General features: G+C 67.2%; 21 protein-coding genes and 2 pseudogenes. 10 read left to right on the forward strand and 13 right to left on the reverse strand.

What is annotated here, in order from left to right:
• Positions 1-31 precede the first annotated feature (31 nt).
• The 4 genes from ACX27O_RS25455 to ACX27O_RS25470 all read right to left on the reverse strand — a co-directional run bounded on the left by ACX27O_RS25455 (position 32) and on the right by ACX27O_RS25470 (position 5,690).
• Entirely contained in the window at positions 32-2,317 is a 2,286-nt protein-coding gene (locus ACX27O_RS25455) for an NACHT domain-containing protein (protein WP_458940186.1), read from the reverse strand.
• Positions 2,318-2,369: 52 nt separating this feature from the next.
• Positions 2,370-4,361: an NACHT domain-containing protein gene (locus ACX27O_RS25460; RefSeq protein ID WP_458940187.1), complete on the reverse strand. Its 1,992-nt coding sequence runs from the start codon at positions 4,359-4,361 to the stop codon at positions 2,370-2,372.
• A gap of 435 nt (positions 4,362-4,796) precedes the next feature.
• Positions 4,797-5,252 carry a hypothetical protein gene (locus ACX27O_RS25465; RefSeq protein ID WP_357195737.1) on the reverse strand — a complete coding sequence of 152 codons (456 nt, stop codon included), beginning with the start codon at positions 5,250-5,252 and terminating at the stop codon, positions 4,797-4,799.
• A 276-nt stretch (positions 5,253-5,528) separates the two neighbouring features.
• A complete protein-coding gene (locus ACX27O_RS25470) occupies positions 5,529-5,690 on the reverse strand; it encodes a hypothetical protein (RefSeq protein WP_458940188.1) in 162 nt (53 codons plus the stop codon).
• Between the two features lie 338 nt (positions 5,691-6,028).
• On the opposite strand from ACX27O_RS25470, the gene ACX27O_RS25475 reads away from it, so the two are divergent.
• The 3 genes from ACX27O_RS25475 (at position 6,029) to ACX27O_RS25485 (ending at position 7,282) form a co-directional block, all read left to right on the forward strand.
• Positions 6,029-6,388, forward strand: a complete 360-nt coding sequence (locus ACX27O_RS25475) for a hypothetical protein (protein ID WP_458940189.1) — start codon at positions 6,029-6,031, stop codon at positions 6,386-6,388.
• A gap of 46 nt (positions 6,389-6,434) precedes the next feature.
• A complete protein-coding gene (locus ACX27O_RS25480; protein WP_458940190.1) occupies positions 6,435-6,848 on the forward strand; it encodes a hypothetical protein in 414 nt (137 codons plus the stop codon).
• A gap of 95 nt (positions 6,849-6,943) precedes the next feature.
• Positions 6,944-7,282, forward strand: a complete 339-nt coding sequence (locus tag ACX27O_RS25485; RefSeq protein WP_458940191.1) for an Imm1 family immunity protein — start codon at positions 6,944-6,946, stop codon at positions 7,280-7,282.
• Positions 7,283-7,493: 211 nt separating this feature from the next.
• Here ACX27O_RS25485 and ACX27O_RS25490 read toward each other — a convergent pair whose 3' ends face one another.
• Positions 7,494-8,012: a hypothetical protein gene (locus ACX27O_RS25490; protein ID WP_458940192.1), complete on the reverse strand. Its 519-nt coding sequence runs from the start codon at positions 8,010-8,012 to the stop codon at positions 7,494-7,496.
• Between the two features lie 150 nt (positions 8,013-8,162).
• Complete coding sequence (locus tag ACX27O_RS25495; protein WP_458940193.1) at positions 8,163-8,654, reverse strand: hypothetical protein; 492 nt, start codon at positions 8,652-8,654, stop codon at positions 8,163-8,165.
• 287 nt (positions 8,655-8,941) lie between these two features.
• Between ACX27O_RS25495 and ACX27O_RS25500 the strand changes: the two genes are divergently transcribed.
• The 3 genes from ACX27O_RS25500 (at position 8,942) to ACX27O_RS25510 (ending at position 10,811) form a co-directional block, all read left to right on the forward strand.
• A complete protein-coding gene (locus ACX27O_RS25500) occupies positions 8,942-9,565 on the forward strand; it encodes a hypothetical protein (RefSeq protein ID WP_458940194.1) in 624 nt (207 codons plus the stop codon).
• A gap of 108 nt (positions 9,566-9,673) precedes the next feature.
• Positions 9,674-10,099, forward strand: a complete 426-nt coding sequence (locus tag ACX27O_RS25505; protein WP_458940195.1) for a DUF6924 domain-containing protein — start codon at positions 9,674-9,676, stop codon at positions 10,097-10,099.
• A gap of 298 nt (positions 10,100-10,397) precedes the next feature.
• Positions 10,398-10,811, forward strand: a complete 414-nt coding sequence (locus ACX27O_RS25510; RefSeq protein ID WP_458940196.1) for a hypothetical protein — start codon at positions 10,398-10,400, stop codon at positions 10,809-10,811.
• Here ACX27O_RS25510 and ACX27O_RS25515 read toward each other — a convergent pair.
• The 3 genes from ACX27O_RS25515 to ACX27O_RS25525 form a co-directional block, all read right to left on the reverse strand.
• Entirely contained in the window at positions 10,771-11,775 is a 1,005-nt protein-coding gene (locus ACX27O_RS25515; RefSeq protein WP_458940197.1) for a hypothetical protein, read from the reverse strand. The two genes, ACX27O_RS25510 and ACX27O_RS25515, sit on opposite strands and share 41 nt — an antisense overlap.
• 435 nt (positions 11,776-12,210) lie before the next feature.
• Positions 12,211-13,287, reverse strand: coding sequence for a toll/interleukin-1 receptor domain-containing protein (locus ACX27O_RS25520; RefSeq protein ID WP_458940198.1), 1,077 nt, complete (start codon positions 13,285-13,287; stop codon positions 12,211-12,213).
• Positions 13,288-13,391: 104 nt separating this feature from the next.
• Positions 13,392-14,633 carry a helix-turn-helix domain-containing protein gene (locus ACX27O_RS25525; RefSeq protein ID WP_458940199.1) on the reverse strand — a complete coding sequence of 414 codons (1,242 nt, stop codon included), beginning with the start codon at positions 14,631-14,633 and terminating at the stop codon, positions 13,392-13,394.
• Positions 14,634-14,935: 302 nt separating this feature from the next.
• On the opposite strand from ACX27O_RS25525, the gene ACX27O_RS25530 reads away from it, so the two are divergent.
• Together ACX27O_RS25530 and ACX27O_RS25535 are read left to right on the forward strand one after the other, a co-directional pair.
• A complete protein-coding gene (locus ACX27O_RS25530) occupies positions 14,936-15,379 on the forward strand; it encodes a hypothetical protein (protein WP_458940200.1) in 444 nt (147 codons plus the stop codon).
• Between the two features lie 26 nt (positions 15,380-15,405).
• Positions 15,406-16,227, forward strand: coding sequence for a hypothetical protein (locus ACX27O_RS25535; protein WP_458940201.1), 822 nt, complete (start codon positions 15,406-15,408; stop codon positions 16,225-16,227).
• A gap of 211 nt (positions 16,228-16,438) precedes the next feature.
• On the opposite strand, the gene ACX27O_RS25540 is transcribed toward ACX27O_RS25535, so the two are convergent.
• The 3 genes and pseudogenes from ACX27O_RS25540 to ACX27O_RS25550 all read right to left on the reverse strand — a co-directional run.
• Complete coding sequence (locus ACX27O_RS25540) at positions 16,439-17,044, reverse strand: transposase (protein ID WP_458940202.1); 606 nt, start codon at positions 17,042-17,044, stop codon at positions 16,439-16,441.
• On the reverse strand, positions 17,023-17,487 hold the full coding sequence (locus ACX27O_RS25545; protein ID WP_458940203.1) for a winged helix-turn-helix domain-containing protein: 465 nt from the start codon (positions 17,485-17,487) through the stop codon (positions 17,023-17,025). The genes ACX27O_RS25540 and ACX27O_RS25545 overlap by 22 nt, the downstream gene beginning before the upstream one ends.
• 488 nt (positions 17,488-17,975) lie before the next feature.
• Positions 17,976-18,323, reverse strand: a pseudogene (locus ACX27O_RS25550) (ADP-ribosylation/crystallin J1); the annotation flags it as partial.
• A gap of 955 nt (positions 18,324-19,278) precedes the next feature.
• On the opposite strand from ACX27O_RS25550, the pseudogene ACX27O_RS25555 reads away from it, so the two are divergent.
• A pseudogene (locus ACX27O_RS25555) lies at positions 19,279-19,560 on the forward strand (DUF6896 domain-containing protein); the annotation flags it as partial.
• Between the two features lie 860 nt (positions 19,561-20,420).
• Here ACX27O_RS25555 and ACX27O_RS25560 read toward each other — a convergent pair.
• Positions 20,421-20,912, reverse strand: a complete 492-nt coding sequence (locus ACX27O_RS25560) for a hypothetical protein (protein WP_458940204.1) — start codon at positions 20,910-20,912, stop codon at positions 20,421-20,423.
• Positions 20,913-21,487: 575 nt separating this feature from the next.
• On the opposite strand from ACX27O_RS25560, the gene ACX27O_RS25565 reads away from it, so the two are divergent.
• Positions 21,488-23,479, forward strand: a complete 1,992-nt coding sequence (locus ACX27O_RS25565; RefSeq protein WP_458940205.1) for an AAA family ATPase — start codon at positions 21,488-21,490, stop codon at positions 23,477-23,479.
• Positions 23,480-23,948 lie beyond the last annotated feature (469 nt).

The raw sequence follows: 23,948 nt of genomic DNA on the forward strand, positions 1-23,948 counted from the left end.
GATGCGGGCAACTGTCGTCGCCGAGAACCGCTCAAATGGACCTCGATCGCAGCTGGCTGGGGTGGATTGTAATCTCGGTGCCCACAGCGTCACGGACGATCACGCTGCGATGATTCATCCGGGCCCATTCGGTCATGGTCTCCACGACTTGGCCGAGGCGCAGGCCGGGCCGACCGGTGATCAGTAGGCGATGAATCATGTCGCCCTCGTCGGGTGTGACCGACACTGGCTCGTCGAACCTGGTTGACGACTCTATCCGCAGCCATCGGGCCAGCGGCTCCCAGCCCTCCTGGCGCGGTATCTCCACGATGAAGACTTGTGAGCCTCCGCCAGGCAATAGCTCTTGCCAGGCAACGTCGGCTTCCTGGCGGATGTTGGGGCTGAGCCAGTGCATGCTTGCCAGGCAGTTCTGCGTGACCGGGCCGAGCAGAACGCGCCGGGCTGGTTCGTTGCGGTAACGCCGGAGTAGCAGCGTTGCGAACCGGTCGGCGTCGCTGTGGTCGGCGAGTGCTGCGACGGTGACGAGCACCTCGCGCCATGACGGGTCGTGTGCGTGGTCGACCGCCTTGTCGAACAGCTTTTCGTCGAGGACCTCACGGGCGGACAGGTAGTCACGGAACGTGCGATGTACGAAGCCGAGCCGTCCTGGAACCGGTTCGGTGAGCAACCCGACCCGGGTGCGCAGGTATTCGTAGGCGACCGTCGGCGTTTCATGAATTTCCGGCCTGTCGGCAAACTCGCGTTCGAGTATGTCGAGGACTTCCGGCTCAGCGAGCTCGTCGCTGCCTCGGAATACCATGGCGGCCGCGAGCGCCATCAGCAGCTGCCGGATAGTGCGGTACGTCCAGCGGCCGCTGTCGCCGATGGCGCGCTCGTTGTCTCGTCGGATCGCCAGCATCTCCGCCAGCGGCTCGTGAATGCTCGGACCGCGGAGTGCGGATTTGCCTCGCTGTGTATAGAGGACGGTGATCAGCGAGCACATGAGCGGGCTGGACGCCAGTTCGCCGAGGCGGCCGTCGTCGTCGATCAGGTCGATCAGGCGGCGGGCCTGCTTCGTCGCCGCCGGAGGATCTCCGTCTGTCAGGGCACCCAGCCATTGGCGGACTAGCCGCATGATGCCGTCGCGCTCTAGCGGCAGCACCCGGGCCGGAGTGAACCGTGGCGGCAGTAGTTCCTCGGCGACATCGTTGCGGGAGGTCACGACATACCGGCATTCGGGGTACCGCCGGACAAGTTCGCCGAGCCAGTTCAGGATGCGGTCCCGGTCGGCGGGGCGAGTCTCGTCGAGACCGTCGATGAGCAGCAGAAGGGAACCGGCCGCGGCTCGCTTCCGAAGTCGGCCAGCGATGAGCGCCGCCGTCGGCCGCGAGAAGGCGAGCTCGGGCAGCTCTGTGCTCAGGCGGCCTGGGACGAGCTGGCGCACCTGGATATACATGGGGAGGGTGTCGGCGAGACCGGTGAGGAGGCCGTCGCCGTGGCGGCGGGCGACAGCGACCGCCAGCCACTTGAGGATGCTGGTCTTGCCGGAGCCGGCTGGACCGTGCAGGAACAGCCGGGGCTGGTCGGCCAAGGCCCAGTCCACCGGTACGGGCGTGGAGTGCAGGCGCACGTCCGGCCGGATGAAAGTGGCGGTGAGCTGTTCCTGGCCGGTGCGTTTCCCTAGGGGGAAGCCGACAAGTTCGACGCGATCGAGAGAGTCGGCCAGATGCGTGCGGTAGAGCTGCTCGGTGTCTTCCGGATCGTTGTGGAACCGCGACGGCAAGTGGACCAGTGCATTCCTTACACGGTCCCTGATGTAGTCGTCCTCAGCGAGAGCCTTGATGACGTTTCTGGCACCGGGTGCCGCCGCACGGGCGACTGCGACGAAGATCGCCGCGGAGGCGTTGACCATGCTTTCGTACAGTGCCTGTCCACTCGGCGACAGATGACGCGTGAGCTGCCGGTCGCTCGCGGTCCGGGCCCTGATTAGACCGGCCACCGCAACCGGGTCATATCCGGTGCCACGAAGACCATCCTGAGTCAGGGCGGCAAGGTTGATTTGGCTGTTCACCGCACCGGCGATCCAGGCGCGTTCCTCGTCGGCGGGTTGACCCGGTCGGGGCGACCAATCAATGTATTCGACGAGCCGGCCTGCTACCTGCTCCTGAATTTCCTCCAATCGACGCATCACCCGTCGCACGATCAAGGCGCTCGGCTCCTCGGCCATGATCAGATCAAGAGATGAGCCGTCGGCGGGGTGAGGAATGCCCAGCCACACGATCAGTGCCCGCCGGACGATGCTCGCGCTCAGCGGCCAGGCGATCTCATCGCTTCTCATGCTGCGGATCCTCCTCCCGATGCTCCATCATCTTGCCGTCCGTACCGGTGTTTCACGGGTTCGGGCGCCGACGCCCGAAGCGCGCATCCGCCGCCATCGCTCTGCGACGCAGCTTGGGATCGATGCCGGGCACTGCAGCCGCCCCCAAAGCCGCGGCTCGAATCAGCGCTCGGCGCTCTGGCCTCTGCCCGCGCATCGCGTTAGCCTCGCCGAGAAGGTCGGCGACCAGCCCTCCGGCGAGGGCCGGATCCAGATAGGCGATGGCAGCACCGACCATCCCGGAGCGCTCGATCCGTCGAGCCTCCGTTAGCAGGTAAGGAATAGAGAAGTCGGCGGCCAGGACTGCGCCGGCGAGCTGGTCGCGCAGAGCGGGGGCGACGAACCGGAGCCGGGCGCCGTCCGGGCGCAGAATCGAGTGATAGTTGATCACGTCATCGGCGCTGGGCTGACTGCCTGGCGCATTGGCAGCCATGTAGGACGTGAGCAGGTTGCGAGGAAACGGATCACCGTTGAGGGCAGCCCACCGGGCGATCTCCTGGTGGGCGCGACGCACCTCGTCGGGGCTGGGTTGCGGCTCCGGGCAGGAGCGAGCGTCCCGCTCGGCAAGGCGAGCGAGCACTCCGCTCATAAGCCGGGCGAGGTCGTCGGGCAGGCGGTGTCCGCAGGACAGGAACTCTTCGCAGGCGAGTGCGACGATCAGTGGTGTGCACATCAACTCGGCGACACTGGGAAGGGCCGCAACACCCGTGGCGAACTCGGCGGCGCGCCGTTCGACCATAGCGACCTGGTCGTCGGGCACTTCCGCTGCGACCGCGGCGAACCACTGCTGGGCGACCTCGCCGGCCTGGCTGGCGGTGAGCGGCTCCAGGTAGACCGTCGTGAAACCATGACCAGCTGGCCAGGCGGGGTCGAAGGTGCCTTCGCGAGCGGCGAGGATGACGATGGAGTCCGCGGCCGAGGCGATCAAGCCGGCGAGCGCGTCATGATGAAACGCGGCGTCGGATGCCTTGCAGAGCAGCGGCTCAAGGCAGTCAACCAGGATCGTGGCTCGCCCGGCTGCGGCGAGCTGCCCCGGCCAGTTGTGCGGGCCTGCGGTCATCGACGGGTTCATGAGTTCGGGCGCCTTGTCGACCGGCGGGACGGCTGGCTGCTCGTGCAGATCGAGCAGGAACGGCACGGTTAGACCCCAGCCCTCGATCACGTCCGGCCGGCTCGCAGGGAGCACGTCGAGCAGTAGCTTGCGCAGGGTCGTGGTCTTGCCGATTCCTGGCGGACCGGTGAGCAGAATTCGTCGGCGGCGCGCAAGAGCTTGGCGCAGCGGCAGTACCTGGCCGTCGACGCGCGCGTTCAGCTCCACGTAGGCGCGGGGAAGGCTGATCCGGCGGACATTCGCTGTCGCCAAGGGCGATTCGACCAACCGCATCCAGGCCAGCACGAGGCCGGCCCGTGATCGGTAGAACGGCCGGTATTGCTCGTCGCCGACGGCGGCCATGTTCGCGGCCAGGTTGATCGGCCGGTCGAACTCGGCGGTTAGCGTACGCAGCTGTTCGAAGAGCACGCTGATCGCGATGCCCTGGGCCGCGTCGGAGTGCCGCAGTACGTCGATGAGTTGCACGCACACCGCCCGCAGAACCTCTTTGTAGGCCGGTGCGGCCTCGCCGAGATCGTCCGGCCGCCCCGGATCTTCGGCCCGATAGAACTTGTAGAGAGCCTCCGCGGAAAGCCGGCTCTTCTCGATCGCTGTCTTGCCGATCGGCACCCTCTCCAGGGTGATGCCGACGGCGGTGACCGCACCGGCCAGGTCACTGTCCGGGATCGTCGAGTATTCGTGCGGCTGCAACGCGCTGGTCGTGATGTTGTCGGCGATCTCCTCGAGCTGACGTTTCAGCTTCCGCCCGGGCGGGTCGGACTGCTGGAAGAGCTTGAGGACCTCGCCGGTGGTCTCGCCGACGAGCGTGCCGAGCGGTCCGAAATAGGCGAAGAGTGTCTTGGCGACGATCCCGATGACCGTCAGCACGGCCTCGTCGGTGGCGGGTCGCCGCATCGGCACAAGCGAAGTCCTATCAGGAGTGAGACGGCCAGGGTACGAACCGTCGCGAGCGGTCACAAGCACCCGAATGGGTCACGTCCTCGGACCTGTCGGCTCGTCCGGAGGAGTCATTGCTCCGTCTTGCCTGTCTCCCGAATGGGGACGAGCGCCAGCCCTGTGTCTCTAGAAGATCCGGGGCGGTTCAAGAGGGCTGATCCCGGTGATCGAGCAGCTGAGTGACGTCCGCACTCCGACGACGTGGTGGCGGGGCGGTCGCTGCGGCCGGCGATGGGCGGACCGTGCTCTCCGCCAGCCGCAAGGCGGTCGCCGACCCGGGTGGCTGGCGGGCGGCGGACATCCGTTCCGAAACTAGGGCGCCCAGGCGTACCTCGACTGGGTCGGGCAGGGCCACCAGTGTCGGAGCCCAGCAGCATGGCGACCCCCAGGAGGCTATGACGGGATGGGTACAGCGACAGGCTCATCCTGCCCGTCCCAGGCGAGCAGCATCTCGGCCGGCACAGCTCCGCCGTACGCGCGAATGACGGTGAACTCGACCTCACCTCCCGACAGGACCCGGGGAACTTCCTCCGGGAAGCGGATGAACCCTTCGGCGGGTCCGCCGGTCTTGACCCAGCGAACTCCGGTTGCCGACTTGGTGCCGATGTTCCTCAGCAAACAGCGGCTCTTGCCCGCTCGTTGGGTAACCCAGGCGACGTCTGGCGGTGGCGGTGGCAGTGCTGCCTCGGCGGCCGATGCCTGTCGCTCTGCGGCATCCGCAGACCGCTCCGCGGCAACCGCCGACTTGTCGGCGGAGTGGGCGGATGTTCGGGCGTACCTCACGCTCCAGCCAGAGACGAGCAGAGCGAGGGCCGCGATGATAATCGTGATGATGTCTGCAACATCCATGACGGCGAACGTAGCGGGTCGCTCGCTCTAGCGTCTTGCTCCCAGCAGCACGACCGGACGGCGAGGCGGATGAGCTCGACTACGGCTCGGTCCCGCGCTGCGAAGCGATACGCAGGCGGCGTTGTAGGACGAGGCGTCGCATCTGCTCCGCCAGCTCGGGCGGCGCATCGGAGACTGGCACGGAGGCGGCCGGTGGGCGGTCCCCCACCAGGCTTGGCCCAGTCGAGTTTCCTGCCGCGCTCCGGCGAGGAGACGCAGGTACGCCAGCCAGCCCCATCACGATGCTGTGCGCCATCGGCGGCCTGATGCGTTCCCACGACCACGCTGAAGCGGGCCGAACCCGTCGATCTGGGCGGCCTGCTCGCGCTGGCGGGCCTTCATCGCTTCGTAGAAGGCATGGTCATCACCCGTGATCTGCTCGTAAGCCTCGCTGGCCATGTACTTCACCGACTCGGCGAAGAGCGCGCCGTACTCGTCCTCGGCCGCGGCTCGTCGGAGCGTTCCGCGACCGCGCGGACCCTGACCGAGCTGCTGAACGAGGTTCGCGCGCTGCGCGCATGACGAACGACCGAGGCCGGAGCGGGAATCCGCTCCGGCAAGACAACCCGCTGCTCTACCACTGAGCTACAGCCCCATGTTGTGGAGCTGACGGGATTCGAACCCGCGCGCGACCGGGATGATCAGGAGCACCTCTCGGTGCTGATACCAGTATAGCAGGAATGTCCGAATCGCCGGATCGGCCGAGGGGTGAGCGACCACTCTCGGGAAGGACCGACATGGCCACCAGGCGCACCAGCACGGCAAAGCCGAGCACCGGCGCCCGCCGGTCAGCCGCTGGGGCGGACCTGTGGGTGGAGGGTGATGACAAGGGCGACTTCATTCGGCTCGGTGAGCGCGCCCTGAGGGTGCGTACCGATGACGACGAGGTGGACCTGGCCTACTACTTTGTCGATGACGATGCGGCCGCTGCCTCACCTGATCGGCTCGTGTTCCTCCTGCACGACACGTGGCCGCTGCCCGCCGACGCGGGCGGGTCGGAGACCGTCTTCAGCCACAGCGTTCCGGTCCGTACCGTCCGGCTGGCCGCCCGGCACGGACTGCACCTTCTCGGTCCGCCTGTGCTGGCAGTCGCCTGACCTATACCGGAACCTGGATTTGATCGGTGCCGTCCAGTTTCCCGGCGTGAGCCTGCCGGACCTCGCCGTCCACCGGGCCGTCGATGGTCCCGGCAGCCACCGATGGCCACACGACGTTCGGCTGCTGCGGGCGCTTGTCGCTCCCGGGGAGGACGATGTGGGTCGGGCGTTGGAGCGCTATGCCCAGCTGCCGGGTTACGCGCCGTCACCTGCCAGTCTCGACCGGATGCCTGAGCATGAGGCCGTTCACCGGGAGGTGGTGGACCTGCTGCACGCGGAGCGTCCCGCCGAGTCGCTGATAGGGCTGGATACGCACCTCGGGCAGGTCGCCCGATACATCGACGGCTTCTTCGGGTTCGACCAGTGGTTCCTGTTCGACAATCGGTGGGCGGCAGCTAATCCTGACCTGGCACGCTCGCTGCTGCGCTACGCCGCTCACTGGGACCCCTGGGAGAGATAACTTGTGGCACGGGTCGTCGTGATCGTCAAGGGGGGGGGTGCCGGGTGGACGTTTCGTGGAGTGCTACGTCTCCGACGACAGGGACCTTCGTCGCAGTGGAGCGGTCGGACATCGCTGGCCTCATCGAGCGGTTCAATGAACTGCGTACCCAGGGGCGCGGGTACATCGAAGTGCGGGCCGGCGACGCATTCCCTGTGCTCACGCTCGGGTTCACCGAGTCCGCGGCGGTCGTCCATCTGATGACGGACGACAGTGCCACGTCCCTGCTGGCTGCTGACGAACCTGCGAGCATGAATGCGGAAGTACTGGTGCTGGACGACCCGGTCGAGTTCGCTGCGGACTTCATTCTCGACCTCGAACGCGCCTGGCAGGTCGTCGAGGAGTTCGTCCGCACCGGTGCCCTTGGTCGGGCAGGGGGTTGGCACGAGCTGTAGTGACGGCCATGGCGGATTGCGTCCACGCGCTGGCGCAAGGGCCAAGCCAGCACGAGCTTGCTGAGCACTCACTCAGTCCGTCCCAGGCCGTCAAACGCCACCCAACGGCTCGGGTGGGCCGGGGTGGGCCAGCCTGAGGCAGCTACAGCAGGGGGCCCGGCCCCCTCGCGATTGAGCGAGTCGGGCCCGTAGGGCTACTCGCGTGCCTCGCCTACTTCTGGCACCGCCCGCTGGCCTGCCCCTCGGCAATGACCTTGTCGACGCCCTTGGCGTAATCCGCCATCGACTCGGCGTCCGGCTGGTACCGCCACTGCCCGTCCTCGTAGCGGATCTCGGACATCCCGGCGGCGATCGACCGCTTGAAGTTCACGACCGCTTTGTCCTCGCCCTCAAGTCGGGACCCGGTGATCTCGAAGGTCAGGCCGGTGATGGTCTTGCACTCGGTGTGCAGACGGGCGTACTCGTCGCGGGTGATCGCTGCCTTGCCTTCCTTGGTCCAGAGGTCCCATGCACCCTTCCAGTCGCCGGCCGCGTAGGTGTCGTACTCCTTCTGAGCTAGCGCCTTGGCCGCCTCTACCGTCTTCGGCTCCTGCGGCTTGTCGGCCTTGGCCTCGGCGGAGGCGGCACCCGGGGCGGCGGGGGTGGTCGGCTCGGTGGTGTCCGCGTTCCCGCAGCCAGCGGTGAGCAGGGCCAGTCCGAGGGCTCCAACGGCGATGATCGTCTTGCGCATTCGTGTGTCTCCTGGTCATGGTGCAGTGCAGGCCAGTCGGCCAGCGTGGCCGCGATCGGTCGTCAACCGTCGCCGCCCTCGGCGGGTCGCGGGTGATCATGGCAGGTCGGTGCGACAGATCAGCGGTGGGCCGTACGGTCGCTGGTCAGCTCATGCTGGTACCGGCTCAGTGAGGGGCAACTGTGCAGCCTCGGCCGTGATCGCCGAGCCCTTCCCGGATCGCTTCGGCCGGTACCTCTTGACCGTCGTCAGGCTCGGGCAAGTTCGGCGATGCGCAGGTGAGGCGCCACGGGCTCGGCGAGGCGGGCCGGCCAGGATTCGAGCCGCCGACGTGAGTGAGCGGCGATGCTTGCGGGTCGGCCTGACCGGCTCACCCTTCACCGTGGATGCTCTCTCGCCGGCCCCGGCGGCACGCGCGGCGGTCTCGGAGAGCCACATCAGCTCGGCGCTGTCGATCAGCAGATCCCACCAGGCGGTCGGCGGCCGCCAGCCCATGTCGAGGTCCGCGAGGAGATCGAGCGCGACCTCCCACTCGTCGTGCTCGAGGTACTCGCGCACGTCCACCGCCGTCACGCCGGCGTCGTTGACGACGTCAGCCGGAACCATGGCCACAGGCCGAGCGAGCAGATCGGCAACATCCACCCGGGAATTATTCGATGTCGCCTCAGCATCAGCGCAACGACTCTTACCTGCGTTCACATCTGCCGCTGGTTGCGCGACGCGGCGTTGAATGGAGTTCAGTGGGGCCACATCCCGGAGATGTGGTCGTCGAACGGGCTGCGTGCCGGCGGTGGTTGACTGACCGGGTGGGGTTGGATCGGGAGTTGTTGGTCGCTCGTCGGCCTCGTGATGTGGTCGATGTTGCGGGGCGGTGGATCGCCGAGGCGTTGGGGGAGCACGGGTTCTGTTGGCTGGTGAAGGCTCGGACGGTGCAGCGGCAGGTCGGCGGCGTGGTGCAGCAGGTTGCCTTGCAGGCCGGGTCGTACAACCGCGCCGGTGGGCTCATCTCGATCTCTACCCATGTGGTGGTGCGGGATCCGGGAGTGCGGCCGTGGCGGCTGGCGCATCCGCACCTGGTCGCCGAACCGGCCGATCACGATTTTGTCTGCGGACATCTGCTGGGGTACGCGTCGGGCCGGGCCAACGGCTACCTGTACGGCGATGCCCAGGACGGTGACATCGACCTGACCGCACCCACGCAGCGTGTGGAGCGCCTGGAGCGTCTTGTGGCGATGGTGCGAGAGGCCGTGCTGCCGTGGTTCGCCGAGGCCAGCGATCCCGATTCGATCGTCAGCTCGCGCGCCGGCGACTACACCAACAACCCGCCCGCGGTTCTGGAATGGCTCGCCTACCACGGGCGCCCCGATCTCGTGCACCGTTACGCCGAGCGGTACCGAGCAGGCCACCCTGGCACCGAACAACGGTGGGCGGACGGTTCCGCAGCCGCACATGCAGGATGCCCGTGCCCGCACATGGGCGACACGGTTGCGGCCATGGCGTGGTCGGCCACGATGCTCACCACGAGTCTCGGTGAACATCAGCTCAGTGCGTGATCGGTCGCGCCCGTGCAGCTGGCCGCCGTTCAGGGCGGCAGGCCGTCCCGCGATGCGTGATCTGCGCGGCCTTGGGCCGCAGCCGGTATCGGCGGTTACGCTGCGCCGGTGGCAGAGCTACCGGGGACGTGGAGCGTTCCGGTGGTACGGGCGGACTTCACCGATGACGCCGTCTGGATCCGGATCAAGGAGTGGATCGCGGAGCCGACCGAGGAGGGCTTCGGCGCGGACGTCGACTTCGTTGAGGACCGCGCTTTGAACGGCCTGGACGAAGCCGCCATGGCAGCCGGCTACCCACCGAGCTACCCGCACGAGTACCGGCATCCGGTGCTGTTCGTGGTCGATACTGTCGCCGTAACCACGCCAGAGCACCCCGTGCTGGTCATCAATCTCAACTCCGGGACGGCCGCGCGACCGTTCCGGGCGCTGCCGTGGCAGGTGCAGACGATCCAGAACAACCTGTCACTCGCGAACATGGACTACACCGAGTTCGGGACCTCAGTGGGCCCGGATGCCGTCTTCCGAGGGTTCTGACCCAAGACCAGGAACACCCGCAGCCGTAGAAGGCGTGGCACTCCGTCAGTGCGTGCCAGTACCAGCCGGGCCATGGGAGCGGGTCGGTGAACTCTTCGGCGGGCCCGAAAGCGTCAGCACCGGAGACTCCGAGTCCATCGAACGCTGACGCTCGTCGTGCTGCTTGCTATTCTCGCCGGCGGTGGTCCGAGAGGTGACCATCGCGCTGCGGCCCTTGACCGGTGCCCTGCCGCCCGGCGTTCCCGTGGCAGTTGCTCGGGGACGCGCGAGTGGAGTTGCGTCGGACCGGCTACCGCCTTTGCGTGGCCACGGCGTCGACGTCCAGTTGCGCGCTGCCCTGATGCTCGCCCTCGACCCGGACCCTCGCCTGGCGGAACGTGGCAAGGCCGGCGTGACCCGCCTCGCCCGGGCCGCCGCACGAACCACCTGGCGTCCCACTCCACCACCCGAGCTGCCGGTCACCGCCGTCCAGCACGGCGAGCTCACCGCGTTGGCGGCACGAGCGGCGGCGGCAACCGGCGAGGACACGAGCCGGATGCTCACCACCTGGCTGGCGCGTACCCCCCGGCGCATGAGTGCAGCGCCGCCGCTCACTAGCGCTCCGCAGTATTCGGCCGGCCACCTCACCATGGCGGGCGTCAAAGCCGCTCGCGGTGGGCGGGAGGCGCTTCTCACCACCCGACGTGATTGGACTCCACACCTCCACCGGTGACCCAGTGATCGGGACCGTCACCGGAGTAGCAGAGTGTGTTGTCCGAGGCCCTGCCGTCTCCGCCAATGGTGAAGGCCTGGGTCCAGAAACCACCAGGGTCGGCCGAGTCTCGACAGGTGACAGTGACGCTGGAGCCGGGCGCGAAGCCTGACAGCACCACCGAGTACCACCAGCCATACCGGGCCGTCCCACCCCTGGCCAAGTCGATCCTCGGGGCCGGCAGGGGAGGGGGCGGCGGCGGGTCAGCCTTCGGCACGGTCCACCGCACGCGGTTGGACTCGACACCGCCGGCGGTGACCCAGTGGTCCGGGCCATCGCCGGAATAGCACGAGTTCTCGGTGTACGCGCGTCCGCTTCCGTCGGTGCGCATGGTGAGCGTGAAAAAGCCCTCCGGGTTGACGGAGTCCCGGCAGGTGACGGAGATAGCCTGGTGCACCGGGAAGCGCTCGAGGGTGATCGCGTACCGATACCCGGCGGGTGCGGCTGGGCCGCGTGCCAGGTTGATCGAGGGTTGGGGCGCCACCGGACGACCGCTGCTCTCGCCCGGCTTAGGCGTGGTGGGCGTTTGAGTGCGGCGGCCGTCCCAGACCGCGCGGTTGGAACTCACGATCCAGGTGGGTTCGAAGGGCACGGGGCGGATCTGCACCCAGTGCTCGCCGTCCAGAGCTGAGGTGCAGCTGGTGTCGTCCCGGGCCCTACCCGCCGCGTCGGCGACGAGCACCATTTCGTGGATGGCCATCGGCGCGCGGCCGGGCACCGGGAGCGGGGAGTCGTCGTAGCACTCGACCTTGGCGTGCCATCCCGGGGGCAGTCCAGTCAGTTCCACCACGTACCGGTAACCGCTGTCACCGAGGTCTCCGCGGCGTACCGCCGCCCGGCTATTTGCCAGCAGGTTGCGGTTGGTCACGGTGGACCCGGCGCACTTGGGCACTTTGATCTGCTCCCAGACGAGCTCGGACCACACCCATCCCTTGACTCCAGGGTGTGGTCCGTTCCCTGACTGCGTGACGATGAACCATCGGGACGACCTGCCGGGAAGCGGTTCGCGTCCGTCCCACCAGCAGTTCATCGTGACGTTCGTGTTGTCCGGAAGTTCGTCGATGACGTTGTTCCCGCCACGGGGTTCCGCGCGCATGCGTACCGGGAGTTTCGCGTCGTCGCTGCGCACGACGCTCGTGCCCGATGTCGCCTGCTCGCCGGACGGGTCCAGCCGCTTTTGAGACACCTGAGTGACCTCCGTCGGCGCGTCGGGGGGTGCCTCATCGGTTCGGCGCGACACCGACCAGTAGCCGAGCGTAGACACGGCCGATACCACCACGAGAGACGAGATGAGAAGAGACGGACGGCGCATGGGCTGTGGATTCCTCCTCGGTTGGATGACGTGCCGGGTTGAGCTCGGTCATCTGTCGACGCAGTCGGGCACTCGTGCGTCCACGGCCGTGGTGCCTCCCCCGAGTGGATCGCCGTTGGCGAATGTGTCTGAGGGCGCGTACAGGCCCCGGTAGGGATCACTGACGATGTGGTACCAGTTGCTTACGCTGGCCATGCCGCTCGCGTCCGGCACCTTGCAGTCGATCTCGACCGCGGTGCCGTACGGGATCCGCCGGCCATCCGGTGTGGAACCAGGATCCTTGAACAGCGGGGAACCGACGCGGTTGCCGGCGAACTCGGTGTACGTCCGTGGCGGCCCGTCGTTGCTGGGCCGGAGCGCGTGCCCGGCGAGCCCGCCCACTGCTAGGCCCACGACGACCGCCACCGCGGTGTACCACCGCGCGTAGCGTGGACGGTCGCCCGCCTGTCGCGCGAGCGTGTACCACCCGATGCCACCGCAGGCGGCCGCCGCGAGCGCGGCGGAGACCGCGAGTGAGCCGACCGTCGAGGCGGTCGTCACCTCGAGGGAATGCTGCATCCAGGCGAGGAACCCCGTCACCGCGGCGGCGAGCCCGGCAGCCACGTAGGTGGCCACCCACTCGCCGTCGACCGCTTGTGGGTCGGACCGGGCCACGGGAACCTGGTCAGTTGACTCACCCCGGACCTTCGCCACGATGAGCGCGCCGAACTGTTCCGGGGTCGTCTGTCGAAGGTCGATGTAGCCGACGGTGTCACGTATGCCCGGGATCCGGGTGTCGTCGAAACGAGCGGGTAGCAGGTACTCCTCATGTTGCCGGAACGCGCGGGCCTGGGCGCTCTTGAGCTCGTGGGAGGTCCACAGTTTCCGGGCGTAGTCTGCGGACAGAAACACCACGCAGAACTTCGATGCATCCGAGTAGACCCCGTCGAGATGCTGGTAGAGGTCCTTGCCCCAGAGCTCGATCTGTTCATAAAGGTCGTAAAATACGCGAATTCCCGCGCTTCTGGCGACCTCGGCGACACGGTCGACGTACTGCCGTTGTTCGCCGGCGAAGCTGAAGCACACGTCGTAGCGGGTGTCGTCTCCGCGTGGCGCGTGCCTGGAACCGAGCGTCGCGTCGTGCATCTGGGACCACCTTCGTGGCGAGGAGGCCATGCCGTGGGCGGCACGGCATGGGGATGGTCTGTGCGGCCTGACCACGACGGGGCCGGCCCTGCGGGCGCGACCGGTCAGGTGAGCGCCGCCGCCTCAGCCAGGAACTGCTGCACCAGCGAGTCACGACGCCAGCGACGCAGCTCGTGGGACACAGCGCGCAACTGAACCCGGGTCATGCCGGACCCGGTCCGTCGCGCGTGCGCTACGGCTTGCCGCCCCACCTCCACAGCTTGGCGCCGCTCACCGATGCGGGCATAGGCGGTAGACAGGCGTGCCGCGAACAGCCCTCGCATTCGCACCGAGGCCGGCGCAAGTGTCGCTACCGTCTTCTCAAGGAACTGGATCGCCTGGTCGGGCCGGTGCAGGTCAACCTCACACCAGCCGATCGTGGCGCCCAACAGGTCCGTGATCGAGGTAGAGCCGAGCTGGAACCGGCCGATCACGACAGGACGGTCGGTCGTGGCGCGCATCTGGTCGATGGCCACTGCGTAGGCGTCGTGATCGCCCGCGCAGGCCGCCCCTTGGGCGGTGATGCGGGAGACGAGCACACCGGCGCCGGGTCCAGCGGCGGCTCGGGCGCTGCCGGCGTCGCTGAGCACCTGCGCGGCGTCGCAACGGTACAGAGCCGTTTCCGCCTGGCGGATCCACGTGTGTGCCACGGCGTCGGCCGAGCCGAGACACCCGGCCAGCACTGCTGAGAGTTTGATCCAGTCATCGACCGCCTCGCTGCTGCTCTCCTGGGCCATCCAGCCGGCGAGGTCCGCGTACGCGAATGCCGGTTCCAGCAATTCACAGGTCTCGTCCGGGCAGCCCGCCACAGACGCCGCCAGCGTGAGCGCCCAGGGCTCGACCAGCCCAGCGCATGTCGTCGCGTTGACCTGCTGGCACAACGCCCGCAGATCCTGGCTCAGGGTTTGGGCCGTCGCTGCCAGGCGACCGTGAGACGCCCGATCGGGCGCGACCTCGATGCTGCCGCCCCGTCGTGCTATGCCACGAGCGGCGAGGCGGTCCACCAGTTCCGGCAGCCCGGCCCGCCCGGTTGAGGTGGGAGCCGCGACGTCGGCTGGGGGCCGCTGCTTCGGCAGGCGGCGAGCCGCCCTGCCAGGGTGACCGATGTGAGCGACCAGCGTCCCGCCGGTCTTCAGCGCCGCGTCGGCCCGCTGCAACACTGCGAGGCTCGGTCGGCGTTGGCCGGTTTCGATTCTGCTGAGATATCCCTTGTCGTAGCGAATGATCTCGGCGAAGGCGCTGAGGGAATGGCCGGACGCAATGCGCAGTCGCCGTAGCGTTTCGCCGACCGTACCCGACTCCACCATGGGTGCTCCCTTCCAAACCCGCGGCTCACGCTACCGCTCCGCCAGCCGCTGGCGGTCGCTATTTCTCCCTGCGGCGGCTCTTCTAGTCCGTTGCCCATTGCCAATTCCCGACACTTCTCCAGCGTGCTTGTGGACAGGCGTGGACCAGATATGACAAATCGGCCCCAGTGCAGGCCCGCTGCCTCCACTGCCGCGGGGTGGCATCGCTAGAACGGTGCGAATGAACGACGCGATGGCGATCTTCAGACATCCGCCTGGCACACTGAACAACGTATGTCTTCGGTTCCCTCGGAAGGGCGGCAATGCGCGACCGCTCAGAATTCGACAAGCCCACAGTGATGGCCTTGCTCGGTGCTGCTGGCCTGATGATCGGCGCGATCTCCGCCGCCATGCAGATAGCCGGGGCGTTCGTCGAATCCAACAAGGCCGCACTGTTCATCGCCTTGATCACCGTCGGCTCGGCGCCACTGCTCGCGATGGGCTATGCCAAAGCCCATCGCCACGGTCTGTTTGCACGGGTCGGTGTCCGGACGTTGCTGTTCGTCGTCACCTGCACTGCCGTCGGTCTGATACTCGGCAGCGCGGCCGCGTTGCTCACCCAGCACGCCGCAGCCGAGGCACCGCCTGCCCGAATCGGCGCGGCGGAGGTCACCGGTGGCGTCGCCCGCGAGGCCAGGGCGATGCCGGAGCACACCGAGACCGACCCACACGTCCCCGCAGCCGCCGGTGACCGTCCCACTCAGTGATACCACCGATCAACGAGGAGAGGGCCATGCGCGGAGGGAAGCCGCTCGTCCTGGCTGGCGGCTCCGTACTCGTGCTGGTAGCGGCGGTCATCGGCTTCCGGATGGTCAACGCGTCAACGAAGCCGATGTCCACGCCCAGTCCAACCGGCAGCGCCGGAACTCCGCCGACGGGCACAGCCGGCCTGGCACCCCTCGTGTTCGCCGTGACAGGCTCCTGCACGACCGCTGGCGGCACCCTGTCTGCCCGAGGTAGCGGATTCACCGTTGCCGGGACCTACTCCACCCGCGCGTGGCACCCCGACGGCAGGCCTTACGAACTGGCGAAAATCTCGGCCGCGGTCACCTCAGATGGTGGCGTCAGCTGGACCTGGCCGTGCGCTGGTGACCCGCCGGGGGAGTACACCACCCAGCTGACCGACGAACGCACCGGCCGGACCACCGGGCTGGTGCGCTTTACGGTGCAGGCCGCCCGTCCTGGCTCCCCGAGTCCCAAGGCCAGCGATGTGGCCCGGCGTCCGGCGTCCCCCTCGACAAGCCGTCGCCCCATCCCAGGTGGAGAAGACCCACTTCATGTCGCGCTGTCCGCGAACCGCGCAGGCGCCCCCGTCTTCGCCGATACCAGCGGCACACCTGCCAGCGGAGTGCCCGACCGGATTCCATTCGGGCATGAGGTCAAAGTCGCCTGCAAAATCAAGAACGCCTCGCCGCTCACCAGCGTCACCTACTGGTACCTGCTACGCGGCGCCCCGTGGGATGGCCTGTACGCGCCGTCGGACGTGTTCGCCAACGGCGACCCCCTCGGCTCCAACGGCACGACGAACGTTGACCCAGCCATCCCGGACTGCTGACCAGCCTCGATCATCAGACTGCCGGAACGAACGCCCCAGGCCCGGCTGAAGGGACGACCGGCGATCGCCGGGCCCGGACAAGGCCGTGGCGTGGACACCACGGTCCCTCGGTGGTCCACTGCGGCGCACATCGTCGCCCAACCTGCCGGGAGAACTGTGGTCGACGCAGCCCAGCACGGCTACAGAGGTTGAAAGGCTGAGGTTCGGGCTATCAGGGTGGTTCGGGGTCGAGGGTCATGCCGGTGTTGGCGAGGAAGCCGGCGAGGAGATCGGTCTGTTGCTGGCAGGCGCGTAGGCGGTGTTTGACCAGTTCGGCGAGGTGGTCGACGCCGTGGGCGGCGATGTTGGTCAGGCCGCGTTTCATCCATCGCCAGACTCCTTCGGTCGGGTTGAGATCGGGTGCGTACGACGGCAGCCGGATCACGGTCAGCCACGGCCGGGCCGCGATCAGGGCGTGCATGCGGCGGCTGACGTGGGTGTTGAGGTTGTCCCAGATCAGCACGATCGGTGTACGTAACCGCTGGTGAGCCTGGTCGAGGAAGGCGATGTAGTCGTCCTCGCTGAAGCTGCCGCGTTCGCCTTTGCGGCCGCGGTGCAGCCGGGTGCGCCACATCAGCCGGCCGCGTTCGCCGGGCTTGAGGCAGACCAGGCCGGCGATCGACACCCGGCCGGAGCCCTTACCGGAGATCTCCACGACGGGTGTGCGGCCGCGGCGTGCCCAGGTCTTGGCCACCGGCGGGCGCAGCACCTGGCCGGCCTCGTCCTGGAAGCAGATCCAGGCGCCGCGGGCCGAGGCTAACCTCTTACCGGCGGCCACCGCCTGCGGTGCCAGGTCGCGATCGCTTCGGGGTCGCGTTCGATCGCCCGTCGGGTCGGGACCTGCTGGCTGTAGCCGATGCGATGCAGCAGGTAGGACACCCCGCGCAGCGTGTAGGAGACGCCGAAACGGCGTTCGATCACCTCGAGGACCCGCGCCAGAGTCCACCGGGCGTCCTGCCAGCCCTGCTCAACCGGTCCTCGGTCGAGCAGGTCGGCAAGCTCGCCGAGTTGCTCTTCGGAGAGCTTGCAGTCCGAACCACCCGGCCCCGACGATGCCAGAGCCGCAGTACCTCCGGCAGCCCAGCGACGTCGCCACTCCCGGACCGATTTTGGGGAAACTCGCAGCTCAGAAGCGATCTGCGTGGACGGTTTGGACTCCTCGAACATGGCCGCGGCCTGCATCCGGACCTTCTCACGCCGGACCCGGGCTGCCGCGTTCATGCCACCACCAGCCGGATACCTCATGCCTCCGGCCTACCGAAACCATCGACGCAGATCACGCAGACACGCCGACGACCGTCAGCCTTTCAACCTCTGTAGCGCTCGTAGTTGAACTCGAAGGTGCCCGCCTCGATTCGGTCGACGAGTTGGTGGACATCGTCGGCTTGCCGGATTGCGCTGTCCCAGCCGCTGCTGGTGATGTCGACCAGCAGCACGGGTGCGGGGTCGCTGCGTAGGTCGAGCACGAGCTGTTCGCGGGAGCCGTCGCCGCCGATGATCGCGATGCCGGAGTGCGCGTCGGTGGCCTGGTCCCATGCGTCATGCAGCTCGAGCATCTCGCGTGGTGAATTGAGCCAGACGTAGGTTCCGCCGGTCATCCAGCCTCGCCGGAGCCACGACTCACCTTGGAGATAGTTTCGCCACGCGTCAGGCAGGGCTCGGCCCAGGGCCTTGTTGGCGTCGGTGAACTCCTGATCGTCGACCGGGCCGCGATACTCGGCCTCCTCGATGATCGCGCCGACGATGTGGGCGTTGAGGTCGGCAAGTTCCTCGGCGGGGATCCAGTACTCCAGCACGTCGCGACCACCGGCCTGCTGAACCTTGTAACGGTCCAGGTACGAACGCTGGACGTCGAACCGGGTTACGTAGCCGACGCCCTCGGCGGGGACGTTCCACTCGCGGGCGATTCTTGTGGCGTACCAGCGGTTGAGCACTGGGTAGAAGATTGGCTGGTCGGGGAGGCGTGGTGGCCAAGCCCGCCACCGGGCCGCCGCGACGAGGTCGAGTTCGGTCTGCCCGGTGGGTCGCCACAGGGTGATCGTGTCGGAGTTGTTGATGGTCTGCTCCTCGCCGATCGCGGACGCCGGGCGCCCGTGGGGCCGTCGTTCAACATTCTGGTGGTATCCGCCCCGATTACCTCCGTGGCCCTGGCCGGGAGGCCGGTGGCCCGGCCATCTGAGATGTTGCAGGAGGAGGCTTCCGAGTGAACACATCCGCTGTGAACCGTGGGACTTTGGCCCGGTGCCGGTACGGCAGCGGCGAGAAGGCGCAGCGTCGGATGGCGGTCTCGTTCGAGGGGCCTGCAGCATTTGACCTATGCGTATCGAGCGTCTGAGCTTCTTCGTCGACTCTGTCCAGGTTCTCCCTGCAGGCTGGCGCCTGGAGGGTGAGCCGGGATTTCACCCGCGCCACTGGGCTCGTCCTGGGGATCGCTTTGACCGCGCCTGCGACGAACACGGCAGGCAGGAGCGGAATGTGGACCTCGTGGTGGTGGAGCTCAACGGGTCTCACGCGATCGTTACAGGTTCTGGCGGCGACCAACTCCGACCCGACGACGTCCTCTCCGGGGAACGGGTCGCGGAGCACGACCATCCAGGACTGTCAAGAGACCCCAGGGCGAGGACTTGACGTGACGGAGGCCGTCGCAGGCCTTTCGCTTAAGTGCGCGACACCCTCCGTGTGCGCGCTCGGGATCTGCAGCCGAGCATGGTCTTCGGCCGGCCACCGCGAGCGGCCTTGCTGTGCAAGCCGGCTCGGTTGCTTCCAGCGCCCACCCGTGCCGGTCAAAGGATGTCCGGTCACCAGGGGGATGATCACACCTGTGGGCGGGACGCTCATACTGGACGGCATGGCCCGGGATGCCTCATCGACTGCCGCCGTTCGGCGGTTCGCCGCTGATTTGCGCGATATACGTGGTCGCCTACTTGCCGACTTGCTCCCCATCGCGGACATCGCGGATCTTTTGGCGGCGGTTCGCTCGCGCCGGGAACTGCCCCGGAAGGCCTCACCCGCAGCGGGATCGAGTACACCGTCCACGGCGCGGGGTGCCGCATGGTCACCTCCGACGGCAGGGAAGTCGACGTCGACCTGGTCACCGATCCCGTCCTCGGGCGCGAGGTCGAAGCATTCGACGCCTGGCGCATTCGCTGGTTCCTCGACGAAGCCGCCGATAACGGCTACAACCATGAGGAGATCGTCGAGGCGTGTGTCGACCTTGCTCGCGAGGGCCACCTACGTGAGGTGGTTAAGGGCCGCTGGTTCGCGTTGCCCGATGCTCCGGGTGGCCCGGCCTGAGTCCGCCGGGCGGAGCAACCAACCGCCGTCCGTCTTGAAACATCGCACCTAGCGGGTATCCGGATCTGCCGCTGACAGGGCGCGGCGATCGTGGACGTGCTTCCCCATCGACCGATGCGGCTGCGGGAGCCAGCGCTGGCGCCAAGCAGGGGTACTGGGCCGGCACTTCAAGGTCGGTCGGCGGTCAGTGGCCCGGCGCGGGCCCGGTTTGGGGGAGCAGGTTGGGAGCAGCGGGGTGCCCTGAACGGCCTTGAACTGCGCCCAACGGCGTCGAACGGCGCTCAACTGGACCCACCCCTGGCTGCGGCTCTACGTTGCCGCAGGTCAGAACGGGTGCGGCGTCCTGTTTCCCACGGAGTGCTCCGCGATTTTGCACAGCGGTCGACTGTTCTCTATGTCGCCTGGCAGGGGAGTGTGCCCAGCTCATTGCGGTAAGGAGCTGCGGGACGGTCTGCCCTTGCATGTGGGAGCAATTTGGGTGCAGGTTGGCGAAGTGGTCACCCCGACCAAAGTGCTCAACGGCTTGGCGTCGAGCACAGAACGCTGAGCTGGAGTGATGCAGGCGAACGGTTCGGCTTGACCTCCCAGAAAACCTCGAAGTGGTCAGGGCTCGCTGCTCCCCGCCTGGCTGGTGCCGGCTGCCGGCCTGAGGCCTGCCAACGCCGATCACAAGGGCCACACCGCATCGACATACGATGCTGAGCGCCCTCGTGGTGGCCTCGGTACGGATTCGTGGCTGGCTTCGTCTCTGTCGGCGCGATTCCGGGCCACTACGTCAACGCCTTCTCGCGCGAGGGATGAGCGTGTGTCTACGGATATTTATCGTCGCAGGGTGGTCCGGAACGCGTAGCGCCGGACCCTCAGATCAGGACCCGGCCCTCAAGGAACGACGTGATTTGATCGCTATAAAGTTCAATCCACTCCTCACGGTGCCCGTCAAGCGGATGCCGAACAGGGGGCATGTATCGGCAAAGATTGCGAAGATCAACGGAGGTGACGTCGGGCCCGTACTGGATCCACTCGTCGGCCGTTGCCCACATCTGGCGGTCGAGAACCGAGATGCTGCCGAGTGGGACCCAGCCGCGGTCGCTCGGCGCCAACACCCACGCCAAGGGACGAAAATAGACCTCAGCGAAGGTGTTGTAGTGCTCTGGCCGGCTAAGCACCCGAAAGGAGTGAACGGGGCCGGTGAGTCGGGCCGCAGGAGCGTCATAGATTGCGAGGCGCAGCGTCGCGCCGTCGGGCATGCAGATGTGACGGCGCTCAGTTACAAGGCCTTCGGCCAGCTCGGGGAAGATGATGCGCAAGTTCGGACTGATTGCGAACATGCCGAACAGGACAGAGCGTGCCACCAGCCCAGGCGCAACCGAGACTGGTGGAGCGGTATACGGCTCCGCAAAGCTAAAACGGCTTGAGATGCGGAGAAAGGAGCGAAGGCGGCGTACAAAATCAGCGTAGGCGGCATCGTACCGAGCTCCCGCCAGGCTGTTGCAGTCTGCGCACAAGCCGCGCAGCCACACCCCTCCAGCAGAGTGACGTCCCGGCTGAAGGACGCCCTTGTAGATCCGGACAATGGCGCTCGTCACTTGTGCGCTGTTGCCTGCGGCCTGGGGCGGCACATGCGCTCTCGACATCCGCCTTGTCTCACCACACAGCCCGCAGGGCCTGAGGCCCGGGCTCCGTAAGTCGAGACCTAGAGAGCCAGGGGGGCGCTTGTCGGGCATGGAACAAAGGTAGAACGCCGTCGTGACAGCCTGCCGCGCAGGTACCCGCTTCCAAGTAACTTCGATCGCGCTCGGTCCGCGTGCAGGGCCCTGTCGTGGTGCGGGACTATGTCAAGTCGATGAGGCGCTACTGGGGACGAGCGGCATAGCGCCAGCGGCTGCCCTTGCCATGTTCAGTCGGAGGCGGCTGACATGATGCCCACGTGCGCGTCTCCAGTATCTCGGTCACGAACTTCCTGGGCCTTGCCTCGGCGGAGGTCTGCACTGACAGGCCGTTGACCATCATCACGGGTGCGAATGGCAGCGGTAAGTCGACGCTGTTGCAGGCTGTCAACCTGGTGGCTGATGCCGTCCGTGCCAGCGTCGGCGGAATAGCGACTCTTGACAGCGAGTGGGCGACGGCTGGGCACAGGGGCGCGGGGTCGTTCGAGGTTCGCGTGGGCGTCAGGTTCGATGCCGCCGATGAGCGTGCCTTGATCGACGCCTACTACCGTGCCGCGATACTTCACTTGCTGCATCCTGACGTGGTTGACGTGATGGGGCTGAGTGCGGCGGTCGATGGCCAGCTCACTCACTGGTCGTCGAGGCCGATGATGGTCGGCGACTTGGTGGTCCTGTTCGACCAGCGGCAGCGGGCGCCTTGGACGGTGGGATGGGAGTTCGCTCTGCCGCACGGCCCAGTGCATGTTCAACTTCTCGGCAACGAAATGGGTCGCCTGCTGGATGGACCCGTAAGGGCTCGATCGGCCAGCTTGCAGTACCTGGGCGAGTTGTGCTCTTCCACCAACGACATCGTGGAGAAGGTCGCTGACGGCAGAGTCCCGGTCGATCTGTGGAAGCACGTTGAAGGTCATCGCATCGAGTTCGTCGTCGAGCAGGTGAACGCGTACGTGCAGCCGCCAAGCGTGGCTGCGGTCTCGGCCGACCCCGAGTACCGGTCTCACCCACAACTGCGGGTGCCGTTCGCCCACATCCTGGATCTGCTGCTGCGGCGCCGTCTCCAGGTAACGGACAACCACCGGGCTCCGATGCGCACCCGATTCGATGCGCGAGAGCTGGCGCGGCCACCCAGCCTGCGTGACGGTTCGCTGCTGGCCCTCGAGCTGCACCAGCTGAAAAATGGATCAGCAGGGGACCGTCGCCGGTTCGTCACCGTTCAGCGGTCCTTCGAGCAGCTGACCGGGGAGCAGGTCGACTGCACTGAACGGGTGGTACCGGATGGCGAGGCAGGGATGGAGGTGGTACTCGTTCCCACTATTCAGATCCAGGTAGGCGACGGCGGACAGGATATCCCGCTGCATCGCGCTGGCGCAGGGGCAGCCGAAGCTCTCCTTCTTGCAACGCTGCTCGCCGACGAGCGTCGCTGTGTGTTCCTCGACGAGCCAGCTGTTCACCTCTCGCCGACGGCGCAACGGCGGCTGTTGGTGATGTTGCGTGCCCGCCGAGAAGGCACCGGCCAAGCTGTCTGGATCACTCACAATCCTGATCTTGTGCCGGTGCAGTCGGCTGACGATCTGGCCGGTATCGTCCGCATGGCGAGGGGCAGGGGGCAGGCCGTGTACTCGCTCGCCGCGAATCCGCCGCTGGGTGTGGCAACCGTGATACGGCTGCTCGCGTCGGCAGAGGTGCGTAGTCTGCTCTTCGCAGCCGGGGTGGTGCTCTTCGAGAGGCCAACCGACCTCGCAGCCGTGGGGCGCTGGCTGGACGGGTCAGTCGCAGATGAACAGGGCCCATTGCCGACGCCGGACGATCGCAACATCGTTTGCCTGTCGGTTGACGGCCAGAACGGTTTCGGGGCTCTCGCCTCGCTTGCGGATCAGCTCGGCGTGCCCTGGGTGATTGTCGCCGACGGCCCTGCCCTGCGCCCGGGCAGCAATATGGCGAAGCAGCTCGCAAAGCTGGGCAAGGCGGTGTCCCAGTCTGGAGAGAAGTTGGCTGACGTTCGAGCGCAGTGGGCGGCAAATGGTGTGTTCTCCCTTGCTGAGGACTTCGGCGACGACGGGTCCAAGGCCGGAGAGATCGAGGCATTCCTGAACCGCTTGGACAGCCAGGCACTCGCCAGAGTGAGGAAAGATGTGGGCGCTCAGAAGGGACTGAGAGTTGGCGCTGCCTTCGCGGACCTGGTGCCAGCACCCCGGGAAGTGGCGACGCTGTGGGCGGATCTCCTTCGCGCCTTGGCCCTGCCCCGGACCTGAGGCAGCCAACGAAGCGCGGGGGCGGGGGACGCGCACCTCAACCGAGCCCGAGGACGGGGTGAGTTCCCCGATTCGCCGGAGGGTTTGATGTCCCTCGGGTTCGGTGAAGTCGATTTGGTTGGCTCGTCAGGCTCATCGCTCACAGGCATCAGCCGGTTCGACGGGGGACAGGCCCGCCGACCTGGGTGCCGTCGTGGTGGCGTCGGTATGGATCCTGCGGCCTGAGAACCGAATCCCAATAGCGAACCGCTGTGCAGGGCTTCCTCGACGGTGAGCTCTTCGGCGTGCCCGAAGGAGTCCACGCCTACGTGGCTTGCGTTTCTGGTCATCCTGTTCACGAGCTCGATCGTCACCCTGGCTCTCACCTCGACGCTCGTCCGTGCTTGCGCCGAGTCGGAGCCGGCGGCAGACTGGCGGCCGTGGTGACTGGTCCTGCGTGGTCGTCCTCAGGATCAAGGACTTACGCGGG

The sequence above is a fragment of the Micromonospora sp. SD19 genome (assembly GCF_054462275.1).